The sequence below is a fragment of the Acinetobacter sp. GRABPA_MV_2 genome (genome assembly GCF_056725885.1).
In genome coordinates this window covers 1-23,189 of sequence record NZ_JBWZNA010000004.1, presented here as the reverse complement: position 1 = coordinate 23,189, position 23,189 = coordinate 1, and the positions used below count along the sequence as shown (strand labels likewise).

26 protein-coding genes and 1 riboswitch are annotated in these 23,189 nt (G+C 40.0%); of the genes, 16 read left to right on the top strand and 10 right to left on the bottom strand.

The features are described 5' to 3' along the window. Positions 1–1,560, bottom strand: coding sequence for an apolipoprotein N-acyltransferase (gene lnt, locus ACXM0J_RS04990; RefSeq protein WP_086264324.1), 1,560 nt, complete (start codon positions 1,558–1,560; stop codon positions 1–3). Continuing rightward, positions 1,557–2,396, bottom strand: coding sequence for an HlyC/CorC family transporter (locus ACXM0J_RS04985; protein WP_086264323.1), 840 nt, complete (start codon positions 2,394–2,396; stop codon positions 1,557–1,559). Before ACXM0J_RS04985 ends, lnt begins: the two co-directional genes overlap by 4 nt. A 184-nt stretch (positions 2,397–2,580) precedes the next feature. On the opposite strand from ACXM0J_RS04985, the gene tusA reads away from it, so the two are divergent. Continuing rightward, complete coding sequence (tusA, locus tag ACXM0J_RS04980; RefSeq protein ID WP_002053527.1) at positions 2,581–2,838, top strand: sulfurtransferase TusA; 258 nt, start codon at positions 2,581–2,583, stop codon at positions 2,836–2,838. Positions 2,839–2,982: 144 nt separating this feature from the next. Then, the gene (locus ACXM0J_RS04975; RefSeq protein WP_199992537.1) at positions 2,983–3,363 is read left to right on the top strand and encodes a hypothetical protein; all 381 of its coding nucleotides are present in this window, start codon (positions 2,983–2,985) and stop codon (positions 3,361–3,363) included. Between the two features lie 43 nt (positions 3,364–3,406). Here ACXM0J_RS04975 and ACXM0J_RS04970 read toward each other — a convergent pair whose 3' ends face one another. Beyond that, a complete protein-coding gene (locus tag ACXM0J_RS04970; protein ID WP_005065953.1) occupies positions 3,407–5,119 on the bottom strand; it encodes an electron transfer flavoprotein-ubiquinone oxidoreductase in 1,713 nt (570 codons plus the stop codon). A 187-nt stretch (positions 5,120–5,306) separates the two neighbouring features. Here ACXM0J_RS04970 and ACXM0J_RS04965 point away from each other — a divergent pair, with 187 nt between their 5' ends. The 5 genes from ACXM0J_RS04965 to ACXM0J_RS04945 all read left to right on the top strand — a co-directional run bounded on the left by ACXM0J_RS04965 (position 5,307) and on the right by ACXM0J_RS04945 (position 9,712). Further along, positions 5,307–5,918 carry a DUF1285 domain-containing protein gene (locus tag ACXM0J_RS04965; protein WP_086264322.1) on the top strand — a complete coding sequence of 204 codons (612 nt, stop codon included), beginning with the start codon at positions 5,307–5,309 and terminating at the stop codon, positions 5,916–5,918. Between the two features lie 46 nt (positions 5,919–5,964). Beyond that, on the top strand, positions 5,965–6,831 hold the full coding sequence (gene murI / locus ACXM0J_RS04960; RefSeq protein WP_086264321.1) for a glutamate racemase: 867 nt from the start codon (positions 5,965–5,967) through the stop codon (positions 6,829–6,831). 118 nt (positions 6,832–6,949) lie between these two features. Beyond that, a complete protein-coding gene (locus ACXM0J_RS04955) occupies positions 6,950–7,954 on the top strand; it encodes a DUF4062 domain-containing protein (protein WP_086264320.1) in 1,005 nt (334 codons plus the stop codon). Between the two features lie 73 nt (positions 7,955–8,027). Then, the gene (gene hemH / locus ACXM0J_RS04950; protein ID WP_086264319.1) at positions 8,028–9,044 is read left to right on the top strand and encodes a ferrochelatase; all 1,017 of its coding nucleotides are present in this window, start codon (positions 8,028–8,030) and stop codon (positions 9,042–9,044) included. A 23-nt stretch (positions 9,045–9,067) separates the two neighbouring features. Beyond that, positions 9,068–9,712: an MBL fold metallo-hydrolase gene (locus ACXM0J_RS04945; RefSeq protein ID WP_086264318.1), complete on the top strand. Its 645-nt coding sequence runs from the start codon at positions 9,068–9,070 to the stop codon at positions 9,710–9,712. On the opposite strand, the gene ACXM0J_RS04940 is transcribed toward ACXM0J_RS04945, so the two are convergent. Beyond that, positions 9,709–9,903 carry a DNA gyrase inhibitor YacG gene (locus ACXM0J_RS04940; protein WP_016144208.1) on the bottom strand — a complete coding sequence of 65 codons (195 nt, stop codon included), beginning with the start codon at positions 9,901–9,903 and terminating at the stop codon, positions 9,709–9,711. The genes ACXM0J_RS04945 and ACXM0J_RS04940 overlap by 4 nt on opposite strands. A gap of 87 nt (positions 9,904–9,990) precedes the next feature. Between ACXM0J_RS04940 and ACXM0J_RS04935 the strand changes: the two genes are divergently transcribed. The 5 genes from ACXM0J_RS04935 (at position 9,991) to ACXM0J_RS04915 (ending at position 13,228) form a co-directional block, all read left to right on the top strand. Further along, positions 9,991–10,629, top strand: coding sequence for a class I SAM-dependent methyltransferase (locus ACXM0J_RS04935; protein ID WP_080749938.1), 639 nt, complete (start codon positions 9,991–9,993; stop codon positions 10,627–10,629). Further along, entirely contained in the window at positions 10,619–11,824 is a 1,206-nt protein-coding gene (locus tag ACXM0J_RS04930; RefSeq protein WP_086264317.1) for a TIGR03862 family flavoprotein, read from the top strand. Before ACXM0J_RS04935 ends, ACXM0J_RS04930 begins: the two co-directional genes overlap by 11 nt. 81 nt (positions 11,825–11,905) lie before the next feature. Continuing rightward, positions 11,906–12,316, top strand: a complete 411-nt coding sequence (locus tag ACXM0J_RS04925; protein ID WP_068930417.1) for a GFA family protein — start codon at positions 11,906–11,908, stop codon at positions 12,314–12,316. A gap of 45 nt (positions 12,317–12,361) precedes the next feature. Beyond that, positions 12,362–12,428: riboswitch (Fluoride riboswitch) on the top strand. Between the two features lie 124 nt (positions 12,429–12,552). Further along, positions 12,553–12,933, top strand: a complete 381-nt coding sequence (crcB, locus tag ACXM0J_RS04920; protein WP_086264316.1) for a fluoride efflux transporter CrcB — start codon at positions 12,553–12,555, stop codon at positions 12,931–12,933. 166 nt (positions 12,934–13,099) lie between these two features. Then, entirely contained in the window at positions 13,100–13,228 is a 129-nt protein-coding gene (locus ACXM0J_RS04915; RefSeq protein ID WP_014208263.1) for a hypothetical protein, read from the top strand. 164 nt (positions 13,229–13,392) lie between these two features. On the opposite strand, the gene ACXM0J_RS04910 is transcribed toward ACXM0J_RS04915, so the two are convergent. The 3 genes from ACXM0J_RS04910 to ACXM0J_RS04900 all read right to left on the bottom strand — a co-directional run bounded on the left by ACXM0J_RS04910 (position 13,393) and on the right by ACXM0J_RS04900 (position 15,630). Continuing rightward, entirely contained in the window at positions 13,393–13,725 is a 333-nt protein-coding gene (locus ACXM0J_RS04910; RefSeq protein ID WP_086264314.1) for a HopJ type III effector protein, read from the bottom strand. A 250-nt stretch (positions 13,726–13,975) separates the two neighbouring features. After that, positions 13,976–14,230, bottom strand: a complete 255-nt coding sequence (locus ACXM0J_RS04905) for a type B 50S ribosomal protein L31 (protein WP_002114896.1) — start codon at positions 14,228–14,230, stop codon at positions 13,976–13,978. Positions 14,231–14,331: 101 nt separating this feature from the next. Next, a complete protein-coding gene (locus ACXM0J_RS04900) occupies positions 14,332–15,630 on the bottom strand; it encodes an ABC1 kinase family protein (protein WP_086264313.1) in 1,299 nt (432 codons plus the stop codon). 256 nt (positions 15,631–15,886) lie between these two features. Here ACXM0J_RS04900 and ACXM0J_RS04895 point away from each other — a divergent pair, with 256 nt between their 5' ends. After that, entirely contained in the window at positions 15,887–17,134 is a 1,248-nt protein-coding gene (locus ACXM0J_RS04895; protein ID WP_086264312.1) for an SfnB family sulfur acquisition oxidoreductase, read from the top strand. A 32-nt stretch (positions 17,135–17,166) separates the two neighbouring features. Further along, on the top strand, positions 17,167–18,417 hold the full coding sequence (locus ACXM0J_RS04890) for an acyl-CoA dehydrogenase family protein (protein WP_086264311.1): 1,251 nt from the start codon (positions 17,167–17,169) through the stop codon (positions 18,415–18,417). A 33-nt stretch (positions 18,418–18,450) separates the two neighbouring features. Here the strand turns inward: ACXM0J_RS04890 and abeM are convergent, their stop codons facing one another. Both abeM and ACXM0J_RS04880 read right to left on the bottom strand, forming a co-directional pair. Beyond that, a complete protein-coding gene (abeM, locus tag ACXM0J_RS04885) occupies positions 18,451–19,797 on the bottom strand; it encodes a multidrug efflux MATE transporter AbeM (RefSeq protein ID WP_060465223.1) in 1,347 nt (448 codons plus the stop codon). Positions 19,798–19,829: 32 nt separating this feature from the next. Continuing rightward, positions 19,830–20,291, bottom strand: a complete 462-nt coding sequence (locus tag ACXM0J_RS04880; protein ID WP_213034363.1) for a DMT family transporter — start codon at positions 20,289–20,291, stop codon at positions 19,830–19,832. Between the two features lie 116 nt (positions 20,292–20,407). Here ACXM0J_RS04880 and hemW point away from each other — a divergent pair, with 116 nt between their 5' ends. Next, positions 20,408–21,562 carry a radical SAM family heme chaperone HemW gene (gene hemW, locus ACXM0J_RS04875; RefSeq protein ID WP_086264310.1) on the top strand — a complete coding sequence of 385 codons (1,155 nt, stop codon included), beginning with the start codon at positions 20,408–20,410 and terminating at the stop codon, positions 21,560–21,562. Between the two features lie 45 nt (positions 21,563–21,607). Here the strand turns inward: hemW and ACXM0J_RS04870 are convergent, their stop codons facing one another. Continuing rightward, positions 21,608–22,363, bottom strand: coding sequence for an SDR family oxidoreductase (locus ACXM0J_RS04870; RefSeq protein ID WP_068527678.1), 756 nt, complete (start codon positions 22,361–22,363; stop codon positions 21,608–21,610). A gap of 112 nt (positions 22,364–22,475) precedes the next feature. Between ACXM0J_RS04870 and ACXM0J_RS04865 the strand changes: the two genes are divergently transcribed. Then, positions 22,476–23,189: LysR family transcriptional regulator (locus ACXM0J_RS04865; protein WP_479750300.1), on the top strand; the 714-nt coding region annotated here is incomplete at its 3' end.

Genomic DNA, 23,189 nt, shown 5'->3' with positions numbered 1-23,189 from the left:
TTAGCGGCGGGATTTAAAAGAAACGTCAACTTTACGTGGACGGTAAACCCAACCTAAAATCAGCAATAAGACCGCAAATCCTAAAATTGGATAATCGCCTAAACGGTTATAAAGAGTTTGGCCTTGCATAGCAGGTAAATCACCTCTCAAGACGAACTCTTTATCGATTGGTGCTTGTTCAGTGATATGACCATTTTGATCAATAAACGCTGTTACACCTGTGTTGGTTGCACGAATAAACCAGCGGCCATTTTCTTTCGCGCGCATCTGCACCATTTGTAAATGTTGCCAAGGCCCAGCAGTACCCGTAAACCAAGCATCATTAGATAAAGTGACTAAAAAGTCGCTGTCTTCTGCATTACGTCTTGTCAGGTTTGGATAAGCCACTTCATAACAAATTGCAGCAGCAAGCGCATGCCCTTTAATTAAGAGTGGTTTCTGGTCGCTCTCACCACGTGTAAAACCGCTCATGCTCACATCATTTTGCATAGCGGGTAATACCCAAGAAAGTAACCCAGCAAGCGGGATATATTCGCCAAAAGGAACAAGACGCTGTTTTTTATAGAGACCGCTTGAATCGCTCCCCGAAGCCATAATACTGTTGTAATAAAGCGGACTGCCGACTTGATGTGATTTTGCAACATCCCAGTAAGGAATGCCGGTTACCCATGCAGTATGGTTCTTTTTAGCTTGTGCATCCATTGCATCCAAAAACGGTTCGATATCGGTTTGGAAAAGCGGAATTGAAGATTCAGGCCATACTATCAGGTCACGGCCCCATTCAGATTGTGTCAAACCAGCATAAATTTCTAATGTTCTAACTTGGTATTCAGTCAGCCATTTTAAATCTTGTGGAATGTTACCTTGAATGAGCGAAACGCTAAGTGGTTTAGCAGCTTTCGGTTTTACAAACTGTATATATGATGCTCCCCATGCACCCAGAACTAACAGGGCAGAAGGGATAACCCAGAAAATACGTTTACGAAGAACTTCGACTAAAGCACATGCTAATACAATGACAACGAAGGAAATTGCATAAATACCAAATAGCGGTGCATAACCATCGAGTAAACGTTCAGTAAAAGCGTAACCTACAAACAACCATGGGAAACCTGTAAATACCCAAGTTTTTGCCCATTCGAAAACAATCCAGAGCGGGGCAAAAGTAAGTGGTGTTTCAGGGAAGAATCGTCGGTAAACCCATGTTTGAAATGCTGTAAATAAACCCATCACAAGGGCCATAACAGCAATCATACATACGCTTAGAAAAGCATTGGTATCGCCATATACATGGATGGAAGTATAGAGCCAAAAAGCGCCTACAAACCATAAGCCAAAGCCATAGCTCCAACCAATAGCAAAGGCTTGTTTAGCTGAGCGCTTATGTAATGTTGCATAGAGTAGGGCTGGAGATAAAATTGCCAACCACCACCAATAATAAGGTGCCAGTGAAAAACTGAATACGGCACCTGAAAATAAAGCAATGAGTAAAGGAAAAATTAAAGGAAGCTGTTTTTGTTGTTGCGAAGAATCTAACAGCTTTTCAAAGTATGCTCTCATTGACGTACAGCTCGAATCAGATGAATAGTGCGGGCATCTGCTTCAACGATTGTAAATAACCAATTTCCAAGCTCAACAGTTTGACCTTGTAAATCACTTACTAGACCAATCTCTTGAAGCAATAAACCGCCGACAGTTTCTACTTCATCGTCAGAAAAATCAGCATCTAAAACAGTATTGAAATGTTCGATTGGTGTAAGTGCTTGCACCATCCATGCATTTGCTACCGTATGGTCCTTGTCAGGAACAATGTACTGAGCATCTTCATCGACAGTGTCGTGCTCATCTTCAATTTCGCCAACGATCTCTTCAAGAATATCTTCAAGCGTAACAAGACCTGCTGTTGAACCATATTCATCAATCACAATCGCAATGTGAGTCTGAGTATGTTTTAACATGCGCAGTACCTGATCGGAACGTGCACTTTCAGGAACAAATAACGGTTGGCGCATGAGTACTCGAATATCGACTTTGGTATTCGGTTCAGTTAGAAACGGCAACAAATCTTTTGCGAGCAAAATCCCGACAACATTGTCAGGTTGATCGGCAGAGAAGACTGGAAAGCGTGAGTGAGCAGACTCGACCAGTACATCAAGAATATCAAGTAATTGATCATCTTCTTGTAAACTGATCATTGCTGTTCGTGGCGTCATGACTTCACGAATTTTTGTAGCTGGAAGGTCAAGAACGCCTTCAAGCATAGCAACAGTATCTGGTTCTAAAAAGCGGCGTGAATTTTGGACTAATTTTAATAATTCATCACGGGTTTCTGGTGCTGTACCTAACCATTTTCGTAAGCCTCGCATTCCCCACGACGGACTTGGTTCCTCTTGCATGATCTTTCCTAAAGACTCAATGTATCAAATGAATACACAGATCATACCGAAGAAAAGATGCTTATGCATCTATAAAACAAGCTAAAAGACAAAACGTATATTGTTATGTAAAAGCCAGTTACAGTTAACAGCTCAGTAATTTGTTTATGCTAAAATGTGAAAATTCTATTTGTTCGAGTTTGTTATGTCAGAGCAACCCATTTCACCTACTGTACAACTCAATACGCGTGGTTTACGTTGTCCGGAACCTGTCATGATGTTGCATCAAGCCATCCGAAAATCTAAGTCAGGCGATGTGGTTGAAGTCTTTGCAACAGATAATTCGACCTCTTGGGATATTCCTAAATTTTGTATGCATTTAGGCCATGAGTTGTTGTTACAAGAAGAACGCTTAGATGAAAATGGTCATAAAGAATTTCATTACTTAGTGAAGAAAGGTTAATAGAATAATAAGGCTTCTAATAACGACGATTAGAAGCCATGAATAATTCAATTTTAATTTGAAATGATAATTTTTTACAAATAAGAATCGTTATATAATTTATAAAATTAAGTATATAATTAAGTATATAAATGACGTATGAAAATGAATGATTATTTTGTGAAACGAAGTTTATTTATTTTTCTTTGGTTTTTCTCAATTGCTGGGTTATTACATTTAGAGATCTCTTGGTTATCTGAAACTGTCGCTATCATTATTATATCTATTCTTATTATTTTAGGTTCTATTCTACTCGGTTATAGAAATACATATTTTGCTCCTGAACCAAAGATAAAGATGAGTCTGATTTTACATACAGGTTTTATGGGGCTTATGTTAGTTGTTGATTTATTGTTTGGGAAGTCAGTTTGGTACTTCGATTTAGCACGAAACTTTGGTTTTCTTGGCTTATTTTTATTAGGTACATTTATTTTCTATAAAAAGAATTTTAATTTAAACGTAGCAAAAATACCGCCTTTTCAATAAGTGGATACTAATAAAAAAGCCCCGAATAATCGGGGCTTTTTTATTACATGTTAGGATAGTTTGGACCACCGCCGCCTTCAGGCGTTACCCATGTGATGTTTTGAGATGGGTCTTTAATATCACAGGTCTTACAGTGAACACAGTTCGCTGCGTTAATCTGGAAGCGTTTAGAACCATCATCATTTTCCATGATTTCATAAACACCAGCAGGGCAATAGCGCTGTGCAGGCTCATCCCATTTTGGTAAGTTCACATTCACTGGAATTGAAGGGTCAGTAAGCTTCAAGTGAGCTGGCTGGTTTTCTTCATGTACAGTGTTTGAGATAAATACTGAAGATAAACGGTCAAATGTAAGCTTGCCATCTGGTTTTGGATAGTTTGGTTTAAAGCTTGTTGCATCAACAGTTTTCAATGCAGCAAAGTCTTGCTTCAAGTCATGTAAAGTGAATGGCACTTTAAAGACATTCTGGTCGATAAAGTTAAATGCACCACCCATCCATTGACCAAATTTATGCATTGCTGGGCCAAAGTTACGAGAGTTATAAAGCTCTTCTTTTAACCAGCTGTTGTTAAATTTGTCAGTGTATGAAGTCAATTCTTTAACAAATAAATCTTCGCCTTCAGTAACGCGTGCAATGGCAAGATCACCGCCTTTTTCTACACCCGCAGCAATCGCTTCAAATACAGCTTCACCACATAACATGCCAGATTTCATGGCAGTGTGTGAGCCTTTGATTTTTGCAAAGTTTAAGAAACCTGCATCATCACCAATCAAGCAACCACCCGGGAAAGTCAATTTAGGCAATGAGTTGAAACCGCCTTTCACTACAGCACGTGCGCCGTAAGAAATACGTTTACCACCTTCTAAATACTGTTTAATCAGTGGGTGAGTTTTCCAGCGCTGCATTTCCATAAATGGATACATGTGTGGATTTTCATAAGACAAGTCCACGATCATGCCCAACGTAACTTGGTTGTTTTCAGCGTGATATAACCACCAGCCACCTGAAGAAGCAGTTTCTGCTAAAGGCCAACCTGCACCGTGCATGACTAGACCCGGTTTATGTTTTGCTGGATCAATTTCCCAAAGTTCTTTAATCCCGATACCGTAGTGCTGTGGATCAGCATCTTTATCAAGATTGTATTTAGCAATTAGGCGTTTACCTAAGTGACCACGGCAACCTTCAGCAAAGAGGGTGTATTTAGCGTGAAGTTCATAGCCTGGAGTAAAGTTATGCGTTGGTTCGCCATCTTTACCAATACCCATGTCGCCTGTTTGAATACCTTTTACAGTACCATCTTCATGATAAAGCACTTCAGATGCAGCAAAGCCAGGGAAGATAGAAACTTCTAACTCTTCAGCTTTTTGACCTAACCAACGAACCACATTACCTAAAGAGATCACATAGTTACCATCGTTATGCATGGTTTTAGGAACCATCCAGTGAGGTACTTCTTTAGAAGTGGTGTCTGAAAGTAAGAAGAAAGTTTTGTCTTCAGTTACAGGGACATTAAGAGGCGCGCCTTCTTCTTTCCAGTTCGGGAAAAGTTCATTGATGGCACGTGGCTCAAGCACAGCACCAGACAAGATATGCGCACCTACTTCAGAGCCTTTTTCAACTACACAAACAGAAAGATCGGGTAAGTTTTTTTCAATCGCTAATTGACGGATCTTAATCGCAGCAGATAGACCTGCAGGTCCTGCACCTACGATGACAACGTCAAACTCCATCGATTCACGTTCGATGTGTTCCATGTAGGACTCCTCAATACTTAAAGGTGGCAACCGTCATATTTAGAAAATTCGGTGCTGCCGTGAGTGTTTTAATCCATAGGCGCAAATATGCTATTGTGCCTTTTATCGTTTGGGCTAGTATAGTTTTAAACCATGATCTAGCCAATTGGCTGAGTCGTAACATTTTTTCGTCAGCAAGGCATAAACTATGGTAAATCAAAATAATTCACCATCGGATATGGGAAAAATACCGTTATCTGATGATAAAAACTTAATGAACATTGCACAATACTTAAAAGATGTACAGCAAAGTCACAAAAGGTCAATTCCACCTTTAGAGCAGTGGCATCCAAAGCATTGCGGCAAAATGGATTTGACGGTGAAATCCAATGGAGAATGGTGGCACGAAGGTCAATTAATTAAGCGCCAAGCTCTATTGGATCTGTTTACCAAAGTCCTATGGAAAGAAGAAGGCAAATTCTACCTGAAAACCCCTGTAGAACAAATTGAAATCGAAGTTGAAGATGAACCTTTATTAGTCAATCAGGTAGATCAGGTCGAAATTTCAGGTGAGCAGTTTTTACAGCTGACAACGACCAATCAAGATGTGATTTTGGTTGATGCAGAACATCCAATTTTTATGCGTGAATATGCGAGGGAATTACGCCCTTATGTGCATGTCCGTTTTGGAATTAACGCGCTGATTCAACGTCAGGCTTTCTATCATTTGGTGAACTATGGAACACTGATTGAAAATGACAAAGGTGAAACTATTTTAGAGCTAAAAAGTGGTAATTTGCTCTTGCAATTAGGCACTTGAGGTTTAAGCTTTAGGGAGTGAAATTTTCTGACACTTCAGTACAGCTATGACAGCCATACAACCTTTATTTTCTGAACTAGAACCTATGCCTAAAGCATCAGCAGATGCCCCAATTGGTATTTTTGATTCAGGAATTGGAGGAATGTCAGTTGCAGCAGAAATTGCCAAATATTTGCCTAATGAACGTATTGTGTATTATGCCGATACTGCCTACGTGCCTTATGGTCCACGTTCTGATGAAGAAATTAGAGAACTGACTGCACGTGCTGTTGATTGGCTATATCGTCAAGGTTGTAAAATTGCAGTCGTCGCATGTAATACTGCCTCAGCATTTAGTCTCGATCATTTACGTGAGCATTATGGTGAACACTTTCCAATTGTTGGATTGGTTCCAGCATTAAAACCTGCCGTATTACAGACACGTTCTAAAGTGGTTGCTGTCTTGGCAACACCTGCTACTTTTCGAGGACAACTCATTAAGGATGTGGTCGAGAAGTTTGCTGTTCCAGCAGGTGTTAAAGTGATGACTTTAACCAGCCTTGAACTTGTTCCTTGTGTAGAAGCAGGTCAGCAAATGGGTGAGGCATGTTTAAAGGCATTAAAAGAAGTTTTACAGCCAGCTGCTGAGCAAGGTGCCGACTATTTAGTGCTCGGTTGCACGCATTATCCTTTCTTAAATCAAGCAATTCATCATCTTTTTGCTAACCAATTCACACTAGTTGATTCTGGATTGGCAGTTGCCCGACAAACAGCCCGTATTTTAATAAAAAATGAGTTATTATGTGACCAAATAGGTCAGAATGTTGCACGCATTGAATGCTACGTTAGTGGGAATAATGCCGAGGCACTGCAACCTGTTTTACAACATATGATTCCACACGAGTTAACTTGGACATTACATAATCTGAGTTGAGTTCTATTGTAGGCATTCACAAGAAAGCGTTTTTTATATTTATTTTTTTATTTGGGGCGGTTCATAATCTTGGCTTATTTAGGCCATATTAAGATTATGGGGCGATAAGGGTATTGTTATGCTCGATACACGCTATCAGATCTTTATTTCAACGTCAGGTCGAGATATGCAACCTGAACGTATAGTTCTCTCTCAAACTTTAGTCAGTATGGGTTTTTTTGCTTGGGGATTAGAACATCGAACCCCCCTAACAACTACACTTGCACGTCGACAGATTGATGAATGTGATTATGTCGTTTTGCTGCTAGGCAGTCAGTATGGAGAGCAGTCAATTTCTGGTGTGAGTTATTTATCTTTAGAATATGAATATGCATTAAGTCAGGCTAAACCCATTATTGTGTTCATGCATGAGCAGCCCGAAAACCGTGAAATACATTTACAAGAAACACATCCACAGTTGAAAGATAAATTTTTCGCATTTAGAAAAAAGTTATTACTTGATGTGAATCATATTTTTTACTTTAAAACTCCACGTGAACTAGAGTTGGCTGTCCGTTTAAATATGCCTTTAATGATTGAGCAACATATGGGCCAAGGCTGGATTCCTGCTCATCAAGCTCATCAGTTAGAAGATGAAATTAGACTATTAAGAAGTAAAATTTCCCAGTTAGAACAGCAGTTAGCAGAATCATCACCGCAGGAAAAAGAGGTTGCTCCACAAGATATTTTTGCATTTGAATATCAGATTCAAGCTTTTCAAGATGGCAACTTTAAAGAGCTTAAACGACAAAGACAAATGACTTGGTCGCAGTTGTTAAGCATATTGGCAAAGCGTTTTGAAACAGCAATGCCAGAAGAGAATTTTGGGATATGCTTAAATGAATATTTAAATCAGGCTGGTCTAGAAGATGCTCGTCAGGAGTTACCTCGCGCTCATGCTGTTGCCTGCGCTCAGATTAACCATAAAGCGCTATTTCGGATTAAAAAACAAATGCAGTCACAGGGCTGGATTGTTCCAACCCAAACTGAAAAATCATATAGCTTATGGAAGTTGACGACTAAAGCTCAAAAAATATTGCTTAGTTATAAATGGAATCATCGGGGTATTCGATTAAAAGCTTAGGGCGATTCAATTTATATACGACAATAAAAGCTGTTACATTAGTGACATAAGATGAATTGAAAGGCATTTACACATGTCGTTTGAACAAAAACCGAAAGTCACAGTCATTTTAGCGAATTTAGGCACACCGGATGAAGCCACTGTTCCGGCGGTACGCCGTTTTTTAAAGCAGTTTTTATCTGATTCACGCGTGATTGAAATACCGAAATTTATTTGGTGGATTATTTTAAATCTGTTTGTGTTACCTTTTCGACCGAAGAGGGTAGCACATGCCTATGCTTCGGTATGGTCAACAGATTCACCAATGCGTGAAATTGTGTTTGAGCAAACTCAACGTATTCAGGCTTATTTGCAGCGAGAAAATAATCAGTTTGATTTAACCGTGATACCAGCGATGACCTATGGTAATCCCGGTATTGATACAGTTTTAGAAAAATTGGCGACTAACCCGCAAGAGCATGTCATTTTATTGCCATTATTTCCTCAATATTCCGCAACGTCTACAGCGCCGTTATATGATGCATTTGCCAAGTGGATTCCAGCTCAGCGAAACTTGCCGGGTCTAACCATTATTAAAGATTATTATCAACATCCAATGTTTATTCAGGCATTGGCAGAAAGTGTTTTAGCCTACCAAGAGCAGCATGGTAAACCTGAAAAACTATTGATGTCTTTTCACGGTATTCCACAGCCGTATGCAGATAAAGGCGACCCTTATGCAGATCGTTGTCGTATTACAGCAAAGTTAGTCGCTGAAGCTTTACATTTAAAAGATGATGAATGGGCAATTAGCTTCCAGTCACGTTTTGGAAAACAAGAATGGGTTAAACCTTATACAGACCAGCTTTTACAAGATTGGGCGAAGCAAGGCGTTAAGTCAGTACAGGTATTAAGCCCAGCTTTTTCTGCTGATTGCTTGGAAACTCTTGAAGAGTTAGCTATTCAAAACGCTGAGTTATTTCAAGAGGCGGGCGGTGGTAGCTATGCTTACATTCCTGCTTTAAATAGCGATCAAGCTCATATTGATTTGCTTGCAGGATTAGTTCAGGCTAATCTTGATGCCCTTACCTATACCTTAGCCCACCGTTAATTGTGTTTTAGCCAGAGGTTCTTATGTTGCAAGTCAAAATTGTTCCAGTTACTGCATTTGCCCAAAATTGCTCTCTTGTTTGGGACAGTGAAACAAAAGAAGCAGTTTTGATTGATGCTGGTGGTGATGCTGCTGTTTTAAAAAATGAAGTTGAAGCGTTGGGTTTAAAGGTGAAGGCTCTTTGGCTCACTCATGGGCATTTAGATCATGCAGGAGCGGTGGGTGAGCTTGCCAAAGAATGGAACGTTCCAGTTATTGGGCCACATAAAGAAGATCAGTTTTGGCTAGATATGATTCAGGAAGTTTCAGCACGTTATGGTTTTCCAATTCCACAGCCTGTAAAAGTCGATCAATGGCTTGAAGGTGGCGAAGTGCTAAAACTTGGCGAAGATGAGTTTGAGGTTCGTTTTGCTCCCGGCCATACGCCAGGACATGTCATTTTTTATAATAAAAATCATGGATTGCTGTGGACAGGTGATGTCTTGTTTAAAGGCTCAATTGGCAGAACAGATTTCCCGCGTGGTAATCACGATCAGTTGATTGAATCGATTAAACGTGAATGTTTTAGTCTGCCAGATGATACTCAGTTTATTTCTGGACATGGTCCGATGAGTACCATTGGCTATGAAAAACAATTTAACCCTTTTGTTGCAGGTAAAGCGGGTTAATCCTCGTAATCATCTTCATTTTGACTACCCTTGTCATGCTGAGGCGCATCTTGGGTAGGCAGTTTATATTCATCATTCGCCCAAGCGCCTAAATCGATTAATTTACAGCGCTCTGAACAAAACGGACGAAATTCATTACCTTCCCAAACACTTGGTTCACCACAACGTGGGCAGGGGAATGTACGTGGCATAAAGCGATATCCTCAAAGTGAAGAGAAATAGATTAGGCAAAAGTCAGGTGACTTGTTAGACTTATGCCGATTTTTATTTAGTTTGATGTGATTATGCAGATTCGTCAATTTCAAGCACAACGTATGCAAGCGCCTCGCGATTTTACCCCAATTGAAAATACCCCAATTTGTGTAGAAATTGGAGCGGGCAAGGGTAAACATGCTTTGCTTTTTAGCGGGCAACAGCCGCAGCACACATTGTATGCAATTGAACGAACCCGAGAAAAATTCTTGGCAATGCAAAAACAGCATGGTCTGGAACCAAGAGATAATTTAATCCCTGTACATGCAGATGCTTTGCCTTGGGTGGTACATGCATTATATCCTGCTCAAGTTGAACATTTCTTTATTCTCTATCCAAACCCAGAACCCCATAATCCAGCACAGCGCTGGTTGAATATGCCATTTTTTGAGTTCTTAATTTCTCGCCTGCAAACAGGTGGAACCATTACTTTGGCAAGTAATATTCCTGAATATATTGAAGAAGCTGAACAACAATTAATTAATGTCTGGAAGCTGCCTTACCAAAAAGAAAAAATTGCTCAAACATCTGCACGTACTCATTTTGAAATTAAGTATTTAGAACGTGGAGAACTTTGCCAACAGCTTGTGATTACTAAACCTGAAGGTTACAGCACACGTTTTGATGAGTTTGCCCCATTACAAGGTCAAGTACATGGCGAATAAGCGGGTTGCCATTATTGGTGCGGGGCCGGCTGGTTTAATGGCAGCTGAGGTACTGAGCCAGTATGCTTATCAGATTGATGTATACGAGCAAAAGCCTTCAGCGGCGCGTAAGTTTCTGATGGCTGGTAAAACTGGGTTAAATATCTCGCATGCCGAACCTTTAGCACAGTTTATTGAGCGCTATGATCATGCAGAATGGCTCAAACCATGGGTTGAAAAATGGGATGCGGGCTGGATTCAAAATTGGATGAAAAGTCTGGGAATTGAGTCTTACGTTGGTACTTCAGGGCGTATTTTCCCTGTCGAAATGAAAGCAGCACCTCTATTACGTGCTTGGATAAAACGTTTGGCAGAACAGCAAGTTAAATTCTTTTATCGACATCGTTGTATTAATTTAGAAGATACAACGGTGACTTTAGAAAACCAAAATAATCAAAGCACTGAAACTTTTACCCAGCAATACGATGCGGTTGTATTGGCTTGTGGAGCTGTGTCGTGGTCACAATTAGGTAGTGATGGTGCATGGCAGCAATGGATGGATCAATCCAGTATTGAACCTTTTCAAGCAAGTAATGCAGGGGTGTTGCACACTTGGTCAGCTTTTATGGAAGGCTGTTTTGGTGAACCTTTAAAGCGTATCAATGCGTGGGTTGAACCTAGCCAGATTACACATGGTGATATTGTGATTACTCACTATGGTTTAGAAAGTGGTGTCATTTATAAACTAGGACGTGCTTTACGAGAACAGCAAAAACAAGGGCAAAGCTTAAATTTGTTTTTAGATTTATTGCCTGATGTAGAGCTTACGCAGTTAGTTAAAAAATTACAGGTTAGCAAAAAACAATCGCTCACTAATATCTGGCGTAAAGCAGGCTTAGACACAGCTAAAATTAACTTAATTCGAGAAGTGGTTGATAAAGCACTATGGAACCAACCAGAGGCTATGGCTCAGCAAATTAAAACACTTCAAATCAAGTTAGAGGGTTTTAGACCCATCGAAGAAGCGATTAGCTGTGCTGGCGGTATTAAGCAAAAAGCATTAACTGAAAGCTTAGAGCTTAAACAAACCTCAGGTGTGTTTTGCTGTGGCGAAATGCTGGATTGGGATGCTCCTACAGGCGGGTATTTGCTGACAGCATGCTTTGCTACAGGGCGCGCGGCTGGTGAAGGCGTGCATTCATTATTAGAGAAATAATAACAGGATAATTTGGTGCTATGTTTGATATGTGAAAAGTGTTATTTTTGAGCGATCAATAATAATAGGATTTACGAGAACATGTCTCAAGCATCACAAGTTTATCAAGGAAGTTGTTTATGTCAGGGTATTCGCTATGAGATTAAAGGCGATATCGGAGATATTATTCAATGCCATTGTCAACGCTGCAGAAAATCCAATGGAACAGCATTTGCCACTAATGCTCCTGTTAAAAGTACAGATTTTAAAATTACCCAAGGTGAAGACCTTGTCAAAAAATTTGCTGTGAACGGGGTGTACCGTTGGTTTTGTAGCGAATGTGGTTCACCTTTGATTAGTTCTCGGGATGCGCAGCCTGAATTATATCGCTTAAGAATTGGGACACTTGATACACCACTAGACCAAAAGCCAACAATGCATATTTTTGCTGCGTCTAAGGCGGAATGGGAATGTATTCAGGATGATTTACCACAATTTGCTGAACGCCCATGATTTTAAAAAGTATGTTTAAATCAAATTCAAGATGATCTAATATACTTAAAATAGGGAGATGGCATTCCTCCCTTGAAAAACCGCCGTATTGGCTAATGATGCCTACGTTACCCTCATGTATTTATATCGCTGGGTACGTAGGTTATTGCGTACTTTGCTTATTTTTGGAGTACGCTGTGTCATATTTCCATTCATTATTTTTTGCTCTTTTAGCGTCTATCTAAAGGGGTGGTCCTATGTATTACTCTCTACTTTCAATTGCTTTCGGCTCAGTTCTAGGGGCATGGTTGCGTTGGTTTTTAGGTTTAAAACTTAACCCGATTTACCCGCAAATTCCACTCGGTACTGTCACTGTTAATTTGGTCGGTGGTTTTATTATTGGTTTTGCGATTGCCTACTTTGCTCAAAGTGATTTAAGCCCTAACTATAAGCTTTTTGTTATTACTGGTTTTTGTGGTGCTTTAACTACCTTTTCAACGTTCTCGATTGAGATCGTCACTTTATTACAAAGTGGTAAGTTGGGAATGGCGATGTTGGGGATTTCCATCCATTTAATTGGATCGTTAATTTTTACGTGTTTGGGGTTGGCGGCTTATCATTGGCTGGCGGGTAACTGATTATTCAGGTGTGTAAGCACCGAAATATATTGCACGGCCTCCGTTTTACGATGTTCTCTCATACCATTTGTGTAGGCATACCTTACTTTTGAAAGATCAAAAGTAAGCAAAAATCTTTTGTTTCGCTGATGCTACATCCATGTAGCACAGCAAAACTGCGGCATCCATGCCGCTTGTCACGATAGTAAATGATGAATTAAAAACTTCTGATTTATTTTGGGATTTGATACGCGTTAAAGTCATCAACAGCCTGACTGAAATCAGCTATATATTGTTTTTGCAAGATATGGGATAAGTGCAAACAGATAACAGGTTCTGTTGATGAAAATGGTTTTGCCTACTTTTCCCAAAAGAAAAGTAGGTCGAGCCGAAGGCTAATCTAGATATAGAACGTCACTGAAAAAACTCTGTTGTGACAATCTTCTAATTTAAGACGTTTCTATTACTTATTTAAATCTATTATTTTTCAGTTAAAGCCTGACCTTCAAACTTCACACCATCCCAACCATTTTGCATAAACTGACGAATATTTTGATGATCAGTTCCTTCTGGTGTAGCCAATACAGATGCGTAGTGTTCTGCAAATAAACTTAAAGTTTGTGCTTGGTCTAAACCTTGTAACTTGGCAAAAGAGAAAACTTTTGCACTGCTTTGATTTTCAGTAGCAGCGTTATGCTGTGCACCATTTTGAAAAGCCGTTGGAGTATGTTGGTAACGTGCTTCAATATGAGCTAAAACGTCTGAAAATTTTGCTGTGCCTGCTTGTAATTGGGCAAGTAACTCTTGTGCCATAATCTTAAACTTCCTATCAAATGGGGCTTAAGCATAGCATTGAATACATGCTTTGAAAGCTTGGCAATTATAAAAATTGAGGAGTTATTGAAAAAAAGCAGAAGAGTTTTTAGACAACTTGTGGATAAGTTTTCTTTTATACACAGTTTAGAAAAGACCGAAAAACATACATAAAAAAAGAAGCCTAAGTGGAGGAGATAGTCTTAGGCTTCCAATGATTTAAGTGTATTGGTCGAATCTTAACGTAAGATTAACTCTTACGATTAAAGCGAGCGAAGCGTTTATTGAAGCTTGCTACACGGCCTTCGTTACTTGCTTGACGTACTTCACCTGTGTAGAAAGGGTGTGAGGCACTTGAAATATCAAGAGTCACATAAGGATAAACTTTCCCTTGATATTCTTTGGTTTGTTTAGACTGAAGAGTACTACCAATTAAGAAGTACACGTCTGCATTGGTGTCATGAAATAACACTTGTTGATAAGCAGGATGAATATCTTTACGCATGAGAGATTGTCCTAAATTATTTTTGATTAAAGAAATGTTATAACATAACGTTTATAAAGTCAATGTAACCTCTAAAAGGCTAGATTGATCAGTAAATTAAGTTAGTTAGAAGGCGGTACAAGCTCTTCAAATAGATCGTTTAGATTGTCATGAACTTTTAAGTGAATTAGGTTCCAGTAATGTCCTGAAATGGTTCTGTTGACCATTAAAGTATCTGGTGATGGTTTAAAGACATCCCAATACTTCAAAGATTTTTTCACGAGTAACATGCCATCATGATGTGATGAATTCTCTGCAAAATCATAAGTGGTGGTAAGCGGGCGTAATAATACTTCAATCCAGAGTTTATATAGATCACTCGGGAATTTGCCTTTTTCAGCAAGTGAATGTAGTTCAAATAATTCTGTTTCGATCAAATCGATATTTTCATGGCGAGCTGCATTTACTAAGCGTTTAAAGTGCTGCACGATTTCATTAGAAAGCGTTTTAACACTGCCATAGTCATAAATAATGACACTACCATCTTGGCGTAAAGCAAAGTTACCTGGGTGAGGGTCGCAGTGAAAACGTTTTAGAAAGAACATTTCCTGACCTAAAGCACGAATCAAACGACGTCCAATCGTATTTCGAATTTCGATAGGCCAAGCGCTGGCTGTTTCAATGCTGTCACCTTGTTCAAGGCTCAAGGTTAAAATACGTCTTGAAGAATAATCTTTATAAACAGTAGGGATGATAATTTTGTCATCTAACTGGCTATGAAAGATTTTAAAAACTTCAAGGTTTTGAGCCTCGATTTCATAGTTAAGTTCTGCTGAAAGACTATCCTGAATTTCTGTAAAAAGCTGATCTTGTAGCTTTTTATCAATTTTAAGTACACCCATTAAACGAAGTGCCAAACGTACTTGTTTTAAGTCACTTTCACAGGCTTCATCAACACCTGGATATTGCACCTTAACAACAACTTGTTCACCACTTGGCAGGACAGCTTTGTGAACTTGGCCAATTGAAGCGGCTGCAAAAGGTTCTTGATCAAAAGATTTAAAGGCAACATTCAGCGGTTTACCAAGCTCACGTTCAACTTGTTGCTGAATAGCAGCAAAGGGCATAGGTGGAGCTTGGCGTTGTAACTTAGAAATTGCTTTAGCAACCTCGGGTGGAAAAATATCTTTATATTGTGATGCAATTTGGCCGACTTTCATGACGGCACCTTTCATTTCGCCTAAGGTGTCGGCAATTTGCAAACCAATATCCTGAAATAGCTTGGTTTTTGAAGCCAGCTTTTGTTCTTCGTCTGCGGTCAAGTTTCGAATCGAGTTAGAAACGGTTTTCGTTGCAATGCTCGCGGTCATTCCTGCAAGTTTCATAAATCGTTTGCCGGGTGAACTTGCATTCTTTGCCATATCTTCGATACCTCATTGACTACAACATAATATTGCCTAGTTTTGATCATAGGTGACAAAGCTTAAAAAGCCTATATGAAATTGTTTATCTCATGTAAGAAAATTTTCGAAAAACAAAATGTTATTTTTATAGTAAAAAATATGAAAAGCTTGTGAAAATCCATTTCATAAACAAAGCTTTAATATCTATAAAGTGCCTGTTTTTTTGGTGGTAATGTGAATGACAGGTTAAATAAAAATAGAGATAACAAAAGTTATGACAAGTTTAAGTTCGGCCCATGGGCGGTCTCAGGCGGTTCCTTTATCTGTGTTTGAGCAGTCAAAAGATGCACATATTATTCGTTCTGATGAAGAAGCAATTGAGCTTGCCAAACAACTTGCTCAAGAGTTTGCACAAGAAGCATCGGAGCGAGACAGAGAGCGCCGTTTACCTCTAAATGAAATTCAACAGTTTTCACAAAGTGGCTTATGGGCTATTACGGTTCCCAAGCAATTTGGTGGTGCCCAAGTTAAATATCGAACCTTGGCTGAGGTCATCAAAACAATTGCGAGTGTTGATCCATCTCTTGCACAGCTTCCTCAAAACCATTTAGCTTTTATTGAACATTTACGCCTTGATGCAGGCCCAGAACAACAACAGTTTTTCTTTAACTTAGTGTTAAGGGGGATTCGTTTTGGCAATGCCTTTTCAGAAAAGCATAGCAAAACGGTGGCTGACCTCACTACCACATTACGAAAGACCGAGCACGGTTATGAAATTAATGGCAAGAAGTTTTTTGCAACTGGTGCATTGCTTGCGCATTGGGTTCCAATTGTCGCTGTAAATGAACAGGGACAGCCTTACGCAGCGCTAGTTCCTCGGGAAACTTCAGGGGTTAATATTATTAATGACTGGTCTGGTTTTGGGCAACGAACCACGGCCAGTGGAACCGTTGAACTTAATCAAGTTCCAGTACGTGAAGAATATCTAATTCCGATTTATCAGGCTTTTGAACGTCCTACTCCAGCAGGTGCAATTTCACAATTTATTCAAGCTGCTGTTGATGCTGGTATTGCACGTGGTGCAATTGAAGAAACAATCCACTATGTCAAAAATCATAGCCGTGCATGGGTCGATTCAGGTTTAGAAAAAGCGAGTGATGATCCCTATACGATTGCAAACATTGGTGATTTAAAAATAAAACTGCGTGCGGCAGAAGCGGTATTAGATTTAGCAGGAGATGCGATCGATCAAGCAATTGCCGATACGACCGAAGAGCATGTAAACCAAGCCACATTACTGGTTGCTGAAGCAAAAGTACTCACTACAGAAGTTGCGATTTTAGCAGCGAATAAGCTTTTTGAGTTGTCTGGAACACGGTCAACCTTGTCTGAGCTTAATCTGGACCGTCATTGGCGTAATGCTCGCACTCACACCTTGCATGATCCAGTGCGTTGGAAATATCACATTGTCGGTAATTACTACCTCAATGGCATCCATCCACCTCGTCATGCATGGAGCTAAAGTGAATAAAAAATAAGATTAGGAGAATAAAGATGACAATTACCCAAATTGAATTAGAAGAGCTATCGGTAGGCGCCGATTATGAAAAGGTAGCAAGTAGATTTCGCCCAGTTTTTGAAAAAATTGCCCAAGGTGCAATTCGGCGAGAAAAAGAACGAATTTTGCCTTTTGAACCGATTCAGTGGTTAAAAGAACTCAAATTAGGTGCGGTACGTGTACCTGTTAAATATGGTGGAGATGGGGTGTCATTGCCACAACTTTTCCAGCTTTTAGCAGAACTGGCGCAAGCGGACTCGAATATTGTGCAAGCGTTGCGTGGGCACTTTGCTTTTGTTGAAGACCGTTTAGTTGCGCATAAAGAGCATTCGCAGGAGGTTTGGTTTCAGCGTTTTGTACAGGGTGATTTAGTTGGTAATGCATGGACCGAAGTTGGAAATGTGCAAATCGGTGATGTCGTTACACGAGTAACCAAAGATGCTTCGGGTAACTTGGTAGTGAATGGTGAAAAATACTATTCAACGGGAAGTATCTTTGCAGACTGGATCGATTTATTTGCTTACGATGAAGTGAATGACCGTCATGTGATCGCTGCTATTTATCGCCATGAAGCTGGGGTAAGTGTGATTGATGATTGGGATGGCTTTGGTCAAAAGACAACGGGCAGTGGTACTTTAAAAGTACATCAGGTGCATTTGCCGGCTTCGCATCTTATTCCATTTGACCAGCGTTTTAAATATCAAACTGCTTTCTATCAAGTAGTACACCTTGCAACTTTAACGGGTATTGCACATGCGGCAGTAGAAACTTTTAGTCAGGAGATACGTGAGCGAAAGCGTATTTTTAGTCATGGTAATGGTGACCTTGTTCGTCACGACCCACAAGTTTTACAGGTGGTGGGTAAAGCCTCTGCTCAAGCCTATGGAAGTCTAGCAATTACGATTAAAACAGCCGAAGCATTACAAAAGGCTTATGAAAGTCACTTTAGTGAGTTAGAGGTGAAAGAACATCAGTTTAATGTAGATGCTGAGCTCGAATCGGCGCAAGGGCAGGTGGTGATTTCTAATTTGGTACTCGATTTAACCAGCCAATTATTTAATGCTTTGGGCGCGTCAGCAAGTAGTCAGGTCAAACAACTCGACCGTTTCTGGCGTAATGCACGAACGGTTTCTTCACATAATCCGCTTATTTACAAAGAAAAAGTGATTGGAGATTGGGAGGTAAACCGTACCGATTTACCTTTTGTCTGGCAAATTGGGGCAAGCCCGCGAGCCAAGTCTGCATAAAATAAAAAAGCCGATGTTTCATCGGCTTTTTTATTAGGTCTGGCTTAAACGTTTGGTATTTAAATAAAGCCGTGAGAGTAATAAAACACAAGCAATGCTTAAACCAATAATCAAACCTAGCCACACACCAGCCACGCCCCAATGGGTATAACGTGCTAAATAAAGCCCGATAGGGAACGCGATCACCCAATATGCCATAAGCGTAATCCACATCGGTGCTTGCGTATCTTGCATCCCTCTTAAACAGCCTGCGGCACTCACTTGCAATGCATCCATCAGCTGATAACCCATTGCAAACCAGAGTAAATACATGGCAACAGGAACTACATCTATATCTTGAGTATAAACCGAGACAATTTGTTCACGACCTAGAGCAATAAAAGACATGGTCAATAAGGCAAAAAATATTGCTGTGCTCAGACCAATTTTTTGGACTTGGTACATCGAAGCCCAGTTCTTTTCACCATAATAGGTTCCCACACGAATAGTTAAGGCAATCGCGAGTGAAAGCGGGATCATAAACAGCACTGAGGTGACTGAAATTGCGACTTGATGTGCTGCAATAAACACTTCACCCAGTGGACTAAGCACCAATGCACCTGTACTAAAAATACTGACTTCAAAGAACACGGCTAAACCGATGGGTAGGCCAAGCTGTAAAATTCTTTTTACCCAAGTCAGATTAATTTTATCGAATCTGCTAAAAATAGACGTGTTTCGATAAGCCGAAGCTTTGTAAATATAGCCAGCTAATGTAATTAGCATGAGCCACTGTAAAATGGAGGTTGCAAAGCCACAGCCTGCGCTACCCAAGGCAGGAATTGGTCCTAAGCCATACATAAAGATCATGTTTAAAGGGATTAAAACCACTAATGCCAGTAAGCTAATGACCGTTACAGGACGTGGATGGCCTAAAGCCTCAGAATAACCGCGTAGGGCTGCGTACATGGTCACAGCTGGCATACCTAAACCAATCGCATGTAAGAACAAACTTGCTTTAGGCTGTAGGCTCTCTGGTACGCCAAACACATGCAAGAAAAACGGCATAAGCTGCAAAATGAGCATAGCCATTACGCCTAAAATGATGGCGACCCATAAGGATTGACGGACAATGACAGGAATTTGTTCTGTATTTCTTGCGCCCTTTGCTTCAGCGACCAAAGGTGTAGTTGCAATCATAATGCCACTGAACAGGAGCATGACTGGGATCCATAAGCCCACACCTACCGCAATTGCTGCTAAATCGGTTGCAGATAAATGCCCAGCCATAATAGTGTCAATTAACCCAAATCCCGCTTGAGCAAACTGGGTAATTAAAATCGGTAGCATTAAGTGGAAGAGTTGTTTTAATTCAGACCGAAAAGATGTGACATTCGACACAAAAGGTACTCTTTTTAAATATAAAAATGAAGCTAACGTTGCAAAGTGAGTAACACACCGACAAAGATGATCACGCCACCAAGGAACCGTTGCCATGTAACAGGTGTCTTTTCTGTACCCAACCAACCAAAATGATCAAGCAACATTGAAATGAGCAATTGCCCAAAAACGACTAGCCCTGTAAAGGTTAAAAAACCAAGTTTAGGTGCAGTATAAATGCTCATGCTAATTGCATAAACCCCAAGGAATCCTCCTGTCCAAAGAAGCCATGGAATATTTGTTATTTCACTTAAAGTGGGCTTCTCGGCACTTTGAAAGAAAACCATAACGGCTAAAACAATAGTACCTATGAAAAATGATAATAAAGCTGCCTGCAAGGGTGAGTGTAGTTGCTCGCGCAGTTGAGCATTGATTGCAGTCTGAAAAGCCATGGCAACACCGATTCCCATAGCTAGAGGTAAGATCAGGAAAAGTTGACTAGAGAATTTCATCATTTTTATCAATATTTAAGTATGTTTAAAAACAGTCTAAAGCAATTAAGGTATGTTTTCATAAGCCCATTGATGCAGTCATGTTAAAATAGAAATATTGTGTAAATTGGACCTGCTCCTTGGCCGTATTAAACCCTGCTTCTGTTCCTTTATCTTTATATATTCATATGCCTTGGTGCGTGCGTAAATGTCCATATTGTGACTTTAACTCGCATGCCGTACCAGATGGAGCGCTTTCGGCAGAACTCGAGCAAACCTATTTAAAAGCATTGGTGGCCGACTTTGAAACTCAAGTTGAGATGGCTCAGGGACGTTCAATTCACAGCGTATTTATTGGTGGTGGAACGCCTTCACTTATTTCTGCCAAAGGCTATGCGTGGCTGTTTGAACAGCTTAAGTCATTACTCAAATTTGAAGATGGCTGTGAAATCACCCTAGAGGCAAATCCCGGAACACTAGAACATGATCCGTTTGCAGGCTATTTAGAAGCAGGTATTAACCGTTTATCGATTGGTGTGCAGACTTTTAATACAGAGCACTTGCAAAAGCTTGGGCGTATTCATTCAGCCAACAATGCTATGGATGCAATTGAGCAGGCACGACAAGCAGGCTTTAAGCGTGTTAATGTCGATTTAATGCATGGCCTACCTGAGCAAACGCTAGAACAAGCGCTGTATGATTTAAAGGTTGCTGTAGAGCATGGCGCGACACATATCAGTTGGTATCAACTGACTATTGAGCCAAACACCGTATTCTTCCGTACTCAACCCGTTTTACCTCAAGATGAAGTGCTAGAAGATATTCAAGAGCAGGGAGAGGCTTATCTAAAAGCCAATAGTTTTATAAATTATGAAGTGTCGGCTTGGCGTAAAGAGCAGCCTTCAGCGCATAATTTAAATTATTGGGAATTTGGTGATTACCTTGCGATTGGTGCAGGGGCACATGGCAAAGTTACACAACCAGATGGTGTGTACCGTTTCCAAAAAACTCGCTTACCGAAAGACTATTTGGCTAAGGTTCCAGCCGAACATTTGCAAATGAAAAAGATTGAGGCAGAAGAGTTACCTTTTGAGTTTATGATGAATACTTTACGTCTAAATGATGGTGTAAAAGCTGAGTTATATGAGCAGCGTACAGGTTTAAGCCTAGATCACTTAAATGAAGTACTCACTTCTCTACGAGCTAGAAAACTACTGGTAGATGATGTTTCCCGTTTAGCCTGTACGGAGCAAGGCCATATTTTCTTAAACTCAGTGCTTGAAGAGTTTTTATAATTAAACAAACTAAAAGCCGCGTCATCAGATGCGGCTTTTTTTATTTTAGCGAGTGGTATAACCGCCATTTGCAAAAATTGTTTGACCTGTAATCCACCAACCTTCGGTTACCAGAAAGCGAACTAAAGGTTCGATATCTTCAATTTTGGTGAGTCCACCTAAAGCTGAAGCCGATTTATGATAAGCGACTGCTTCGGCAGATTCCTGACCATAAAAGAAAGGTGTATCCATTGGGCCAGGTGCAACCGCAGTCACGGAAATCTGGCGATCACCAAATTCTTTTGATGCAGCACGTGTGTAATGCTCAACAGGTGCTTTTAAACCTTCATAGGTTGAATAGAGTCCAGTGTAGGCTGCAAGAAGAGAAGTCACGATTGAACAAATCTTTCCACCATCATTTAAATGACGACCCGCCGATTGAATAAAGAAATAGGCAATTTTTGAGTTGATATCGCTCATGCTATCAAACTCTTGTTCTGTGGTATCTAAAAAAGATTTCTTTAAAACCTTTCCAACTGTATTGATCGCAATATCAATTCCGCCAAAATGCTGCTTAGTGTCTAAGAAGAGCTTTTCGATATTATCAATATCCGTTAGGTCTGCCTGAATTAAAACGGCATCTACACCGAATGCTCTTACATCTGCGAGCGTCTGTTCAGCATCTGCTTGAGTTTCAGCGCTATTGTAGTGAATTGCGAGTTTTGCGCCTTGTTCTGCAAATTTACGGCTAATCAGTCCACCTAAGTTTTTTGCGCCGCCTGTAATCAATACAACTTTATCTTTAAGAGTATGAGTTGCCATGATGGTTGTTCCTATGCTGACTTGTTTTAATGTGTTTTTAGTCTAGATTGGCGGTAATTTTTGATCAATTATGCTAGTTTGGTTTAACTATTCAAAAAATACGAACAATTAAATGGATCGGTTGCAGCAATTTTTTATTTTTACAAAAGTCGCTAAGCGACAAAGCTTTAGTGAAGTGGCAAATCAGCTTGATTTACCTCGCTCGACAGTAACGAGCGCAATTCAACAGCTAGAAACTCACTATGGGGTACGCTTATTTCATCGAACTACGCGTAAAGTCAGTCTTACCCAAGATGGCCAACGAATATTACCCGAGTGTCAAAATCTATTATTTGATTATGAACAGCTCGAACAGCTTATACAGGCACAAAAACAGCATTATCGTGGCACGCTAAAAATTTCAATGCCCAGCCGAATCGTACATCAAGTGATTATCCCTGAACTTCCCGATTTTTATAGTCGCTATCCAGATATCCATTTACAACTTCATAGCTCTGATGACATTACTGACTTAATCGAGAAAGGAATCGATTGTGTTGTTCGGGTGGGGCAGCTAGATAATAGTAGTTTAATTGCGAAGTTCGTTGGTAACTTGATTATGGTGAACTGTGCAAGTGCTGATTATTTAGAACAGTATGGTATTCCTGAACAATTAGAAGATCTATCTCAACACAAACTCATTAACTATGCGGGAGCAGTAGGAGAAAAACAGGGCGTATTCTTATATCAAGATGGAGCTGTGATGATGGATAGTGCTTTAAGCGTAAATAATACGGAAGCCTATATTGCAGCGGCTATTGCAGGTTTAGGAATTATTCAACTTCCA

Coding starts and splice junctions, on each gene's coding strand:
- ACXM0J_RS04965 (WP_086264322.1), top strand. CDS start 5,307: ATGGTAAATCAAAATAATTCACCATCGGATATGGGAAAAATACCGTTA.
- ACXM0J_RS04895 (WP_086264312.1), top strand. CDS start 15,887: ATGACAAGTTTAAGTTCGGCCCATGGGCGGTCTCAGGCGGTTCCTTTA.
- ACXM0J_RS04985 (WP_086264323.1), bottom strand. CDS start 2,396: ATGCAAGAGGAACCAAGTCCGTCGTGGGGAATGCGAGGCTTACGAAAA.
- ACXM0J_RS04945 (WP_086264318.1), top strand. CDS start 9,068: ATGTTGCAAGTCAAAATTGTTCCAGTTACTGCATTTGCCCAAAATTGC.
- ACXM0J_RS04870 (WP_068527678.1), bottom strand. CDS start 22,363: ATGGCAACTCATACTCTTAAAGATAAAGTTGTATTGATTACAGGCGGC.
- crcB (WP_086264316.1), top strand. CDS start 12,553: ATGTATTACTCTCTACTTTCAATTGCTTTCGGCTCAGTTCTAGGGGCA.
- ACXM0J_RS04910 (WP_086264314.1), bottom strand. CDS start 13,725: ATGGCACAAGAGTTACTTGCCCAATTACAAGCAGGCACAGCAAAATTT.
- hemH (WP_086264319.1), top strand. CDS start 8,028: ATGTCGTTTGAACAAAAACCGAAAGTCACAGTCATTTTAGCGAATTTA.
- ACXM0J_RS04925 (WP_068930417.1), top strand. CDS start 11,906: ATGTCTCAAGCATCACAAGTTTATCAAGGAAGTTGTTTATGTCAGGGT.
- lnt (WP_086264324.1), bottom strand. CDS start 1,560: ATGAGAGCATACTTTGAAAAGCTGTTAGATTCTTCGCAACAACAAAAA.
- ACXM0J_RS04880 (WP_213034363.1), bottom strand. CDS start 20,291: ATGATGAAATTCTCTAGTCAACTTTTCCTGATCTTACCTCTAGCTATG.
- ACXM0J_RS04890 (WP_086264311.1), top strand. CDS start 17,167: ATGACAATTACCCAAATTGAATTAGAAGAGCTATCGGTAGGCGCCGAT.
- murI (WP_086264321.1), top strand. CDS start 5,965: ATGACAGCCATACAACCTTTATTTTCTGAACTAGAACCTATGCCTAAA.
- ACXM0J_RS04930 (WP_086264317.1), top strand. CDS start 10,619: ATGGCGAATAAGCGGGTTGCCATTATTGGTGCGGGGCCGGCTGGTTTA.
- tusA (WP_002053527.1), top strand. CDS start 2,581: ATGTCAGAGCAACCCATTTCACCTACTGTACAACTCAATACGCGTGGT.
- ACXM0J_RS04915 (WP_014208263.1), top strand. CDS start 13,100: ATGCCGCTTGTCACGATAGTAAATGATGAATTAAAAACTTCTGATTTA.
- ACXM0J_RS04900 (WP_086264313.1), bottom strand. CDS start 15,630: ATGGCAAAGAATGCAAGTTCACCCGGCAAACGATTTATGAAACTTGCA.
- ACXM0J_RS04955 (WP_086264320.1), top strand. CDS start 6,950: ATGCTCGATACACGCTATCAGATCTTTATTTCAACGTCAGGTCGAGAT.
- ACXM0J_RS04975 (WP_199992537.1), top strand. CDS start 2,983: ATGAATGATTATTTTGTGAAACGAAGTTTATTTATTTTTCTTTGGTTT.
- ACXM0J_RS04940 (WP_016144208.1), bottom strand. CDS start 9,903: ATGCCACGTACATTCCCCTGCCCACGTTGTGGTGAACCAAGTGTTTGG.
- ACXM0J_RS04905 (WP_002114896.1), bottom strand. CDS start 14,230: ATGCGTAAAGATATTCATCCTGCTTATCAACAAGTGTTATTTCATGAC.
- ACXM0J_RS04970 (WP_005065953.1), bottom strand. CDS start 5,119: ATGGAACACATCGAACGTGAATCGATGGAGTTTGACGTTGTCATCGTA.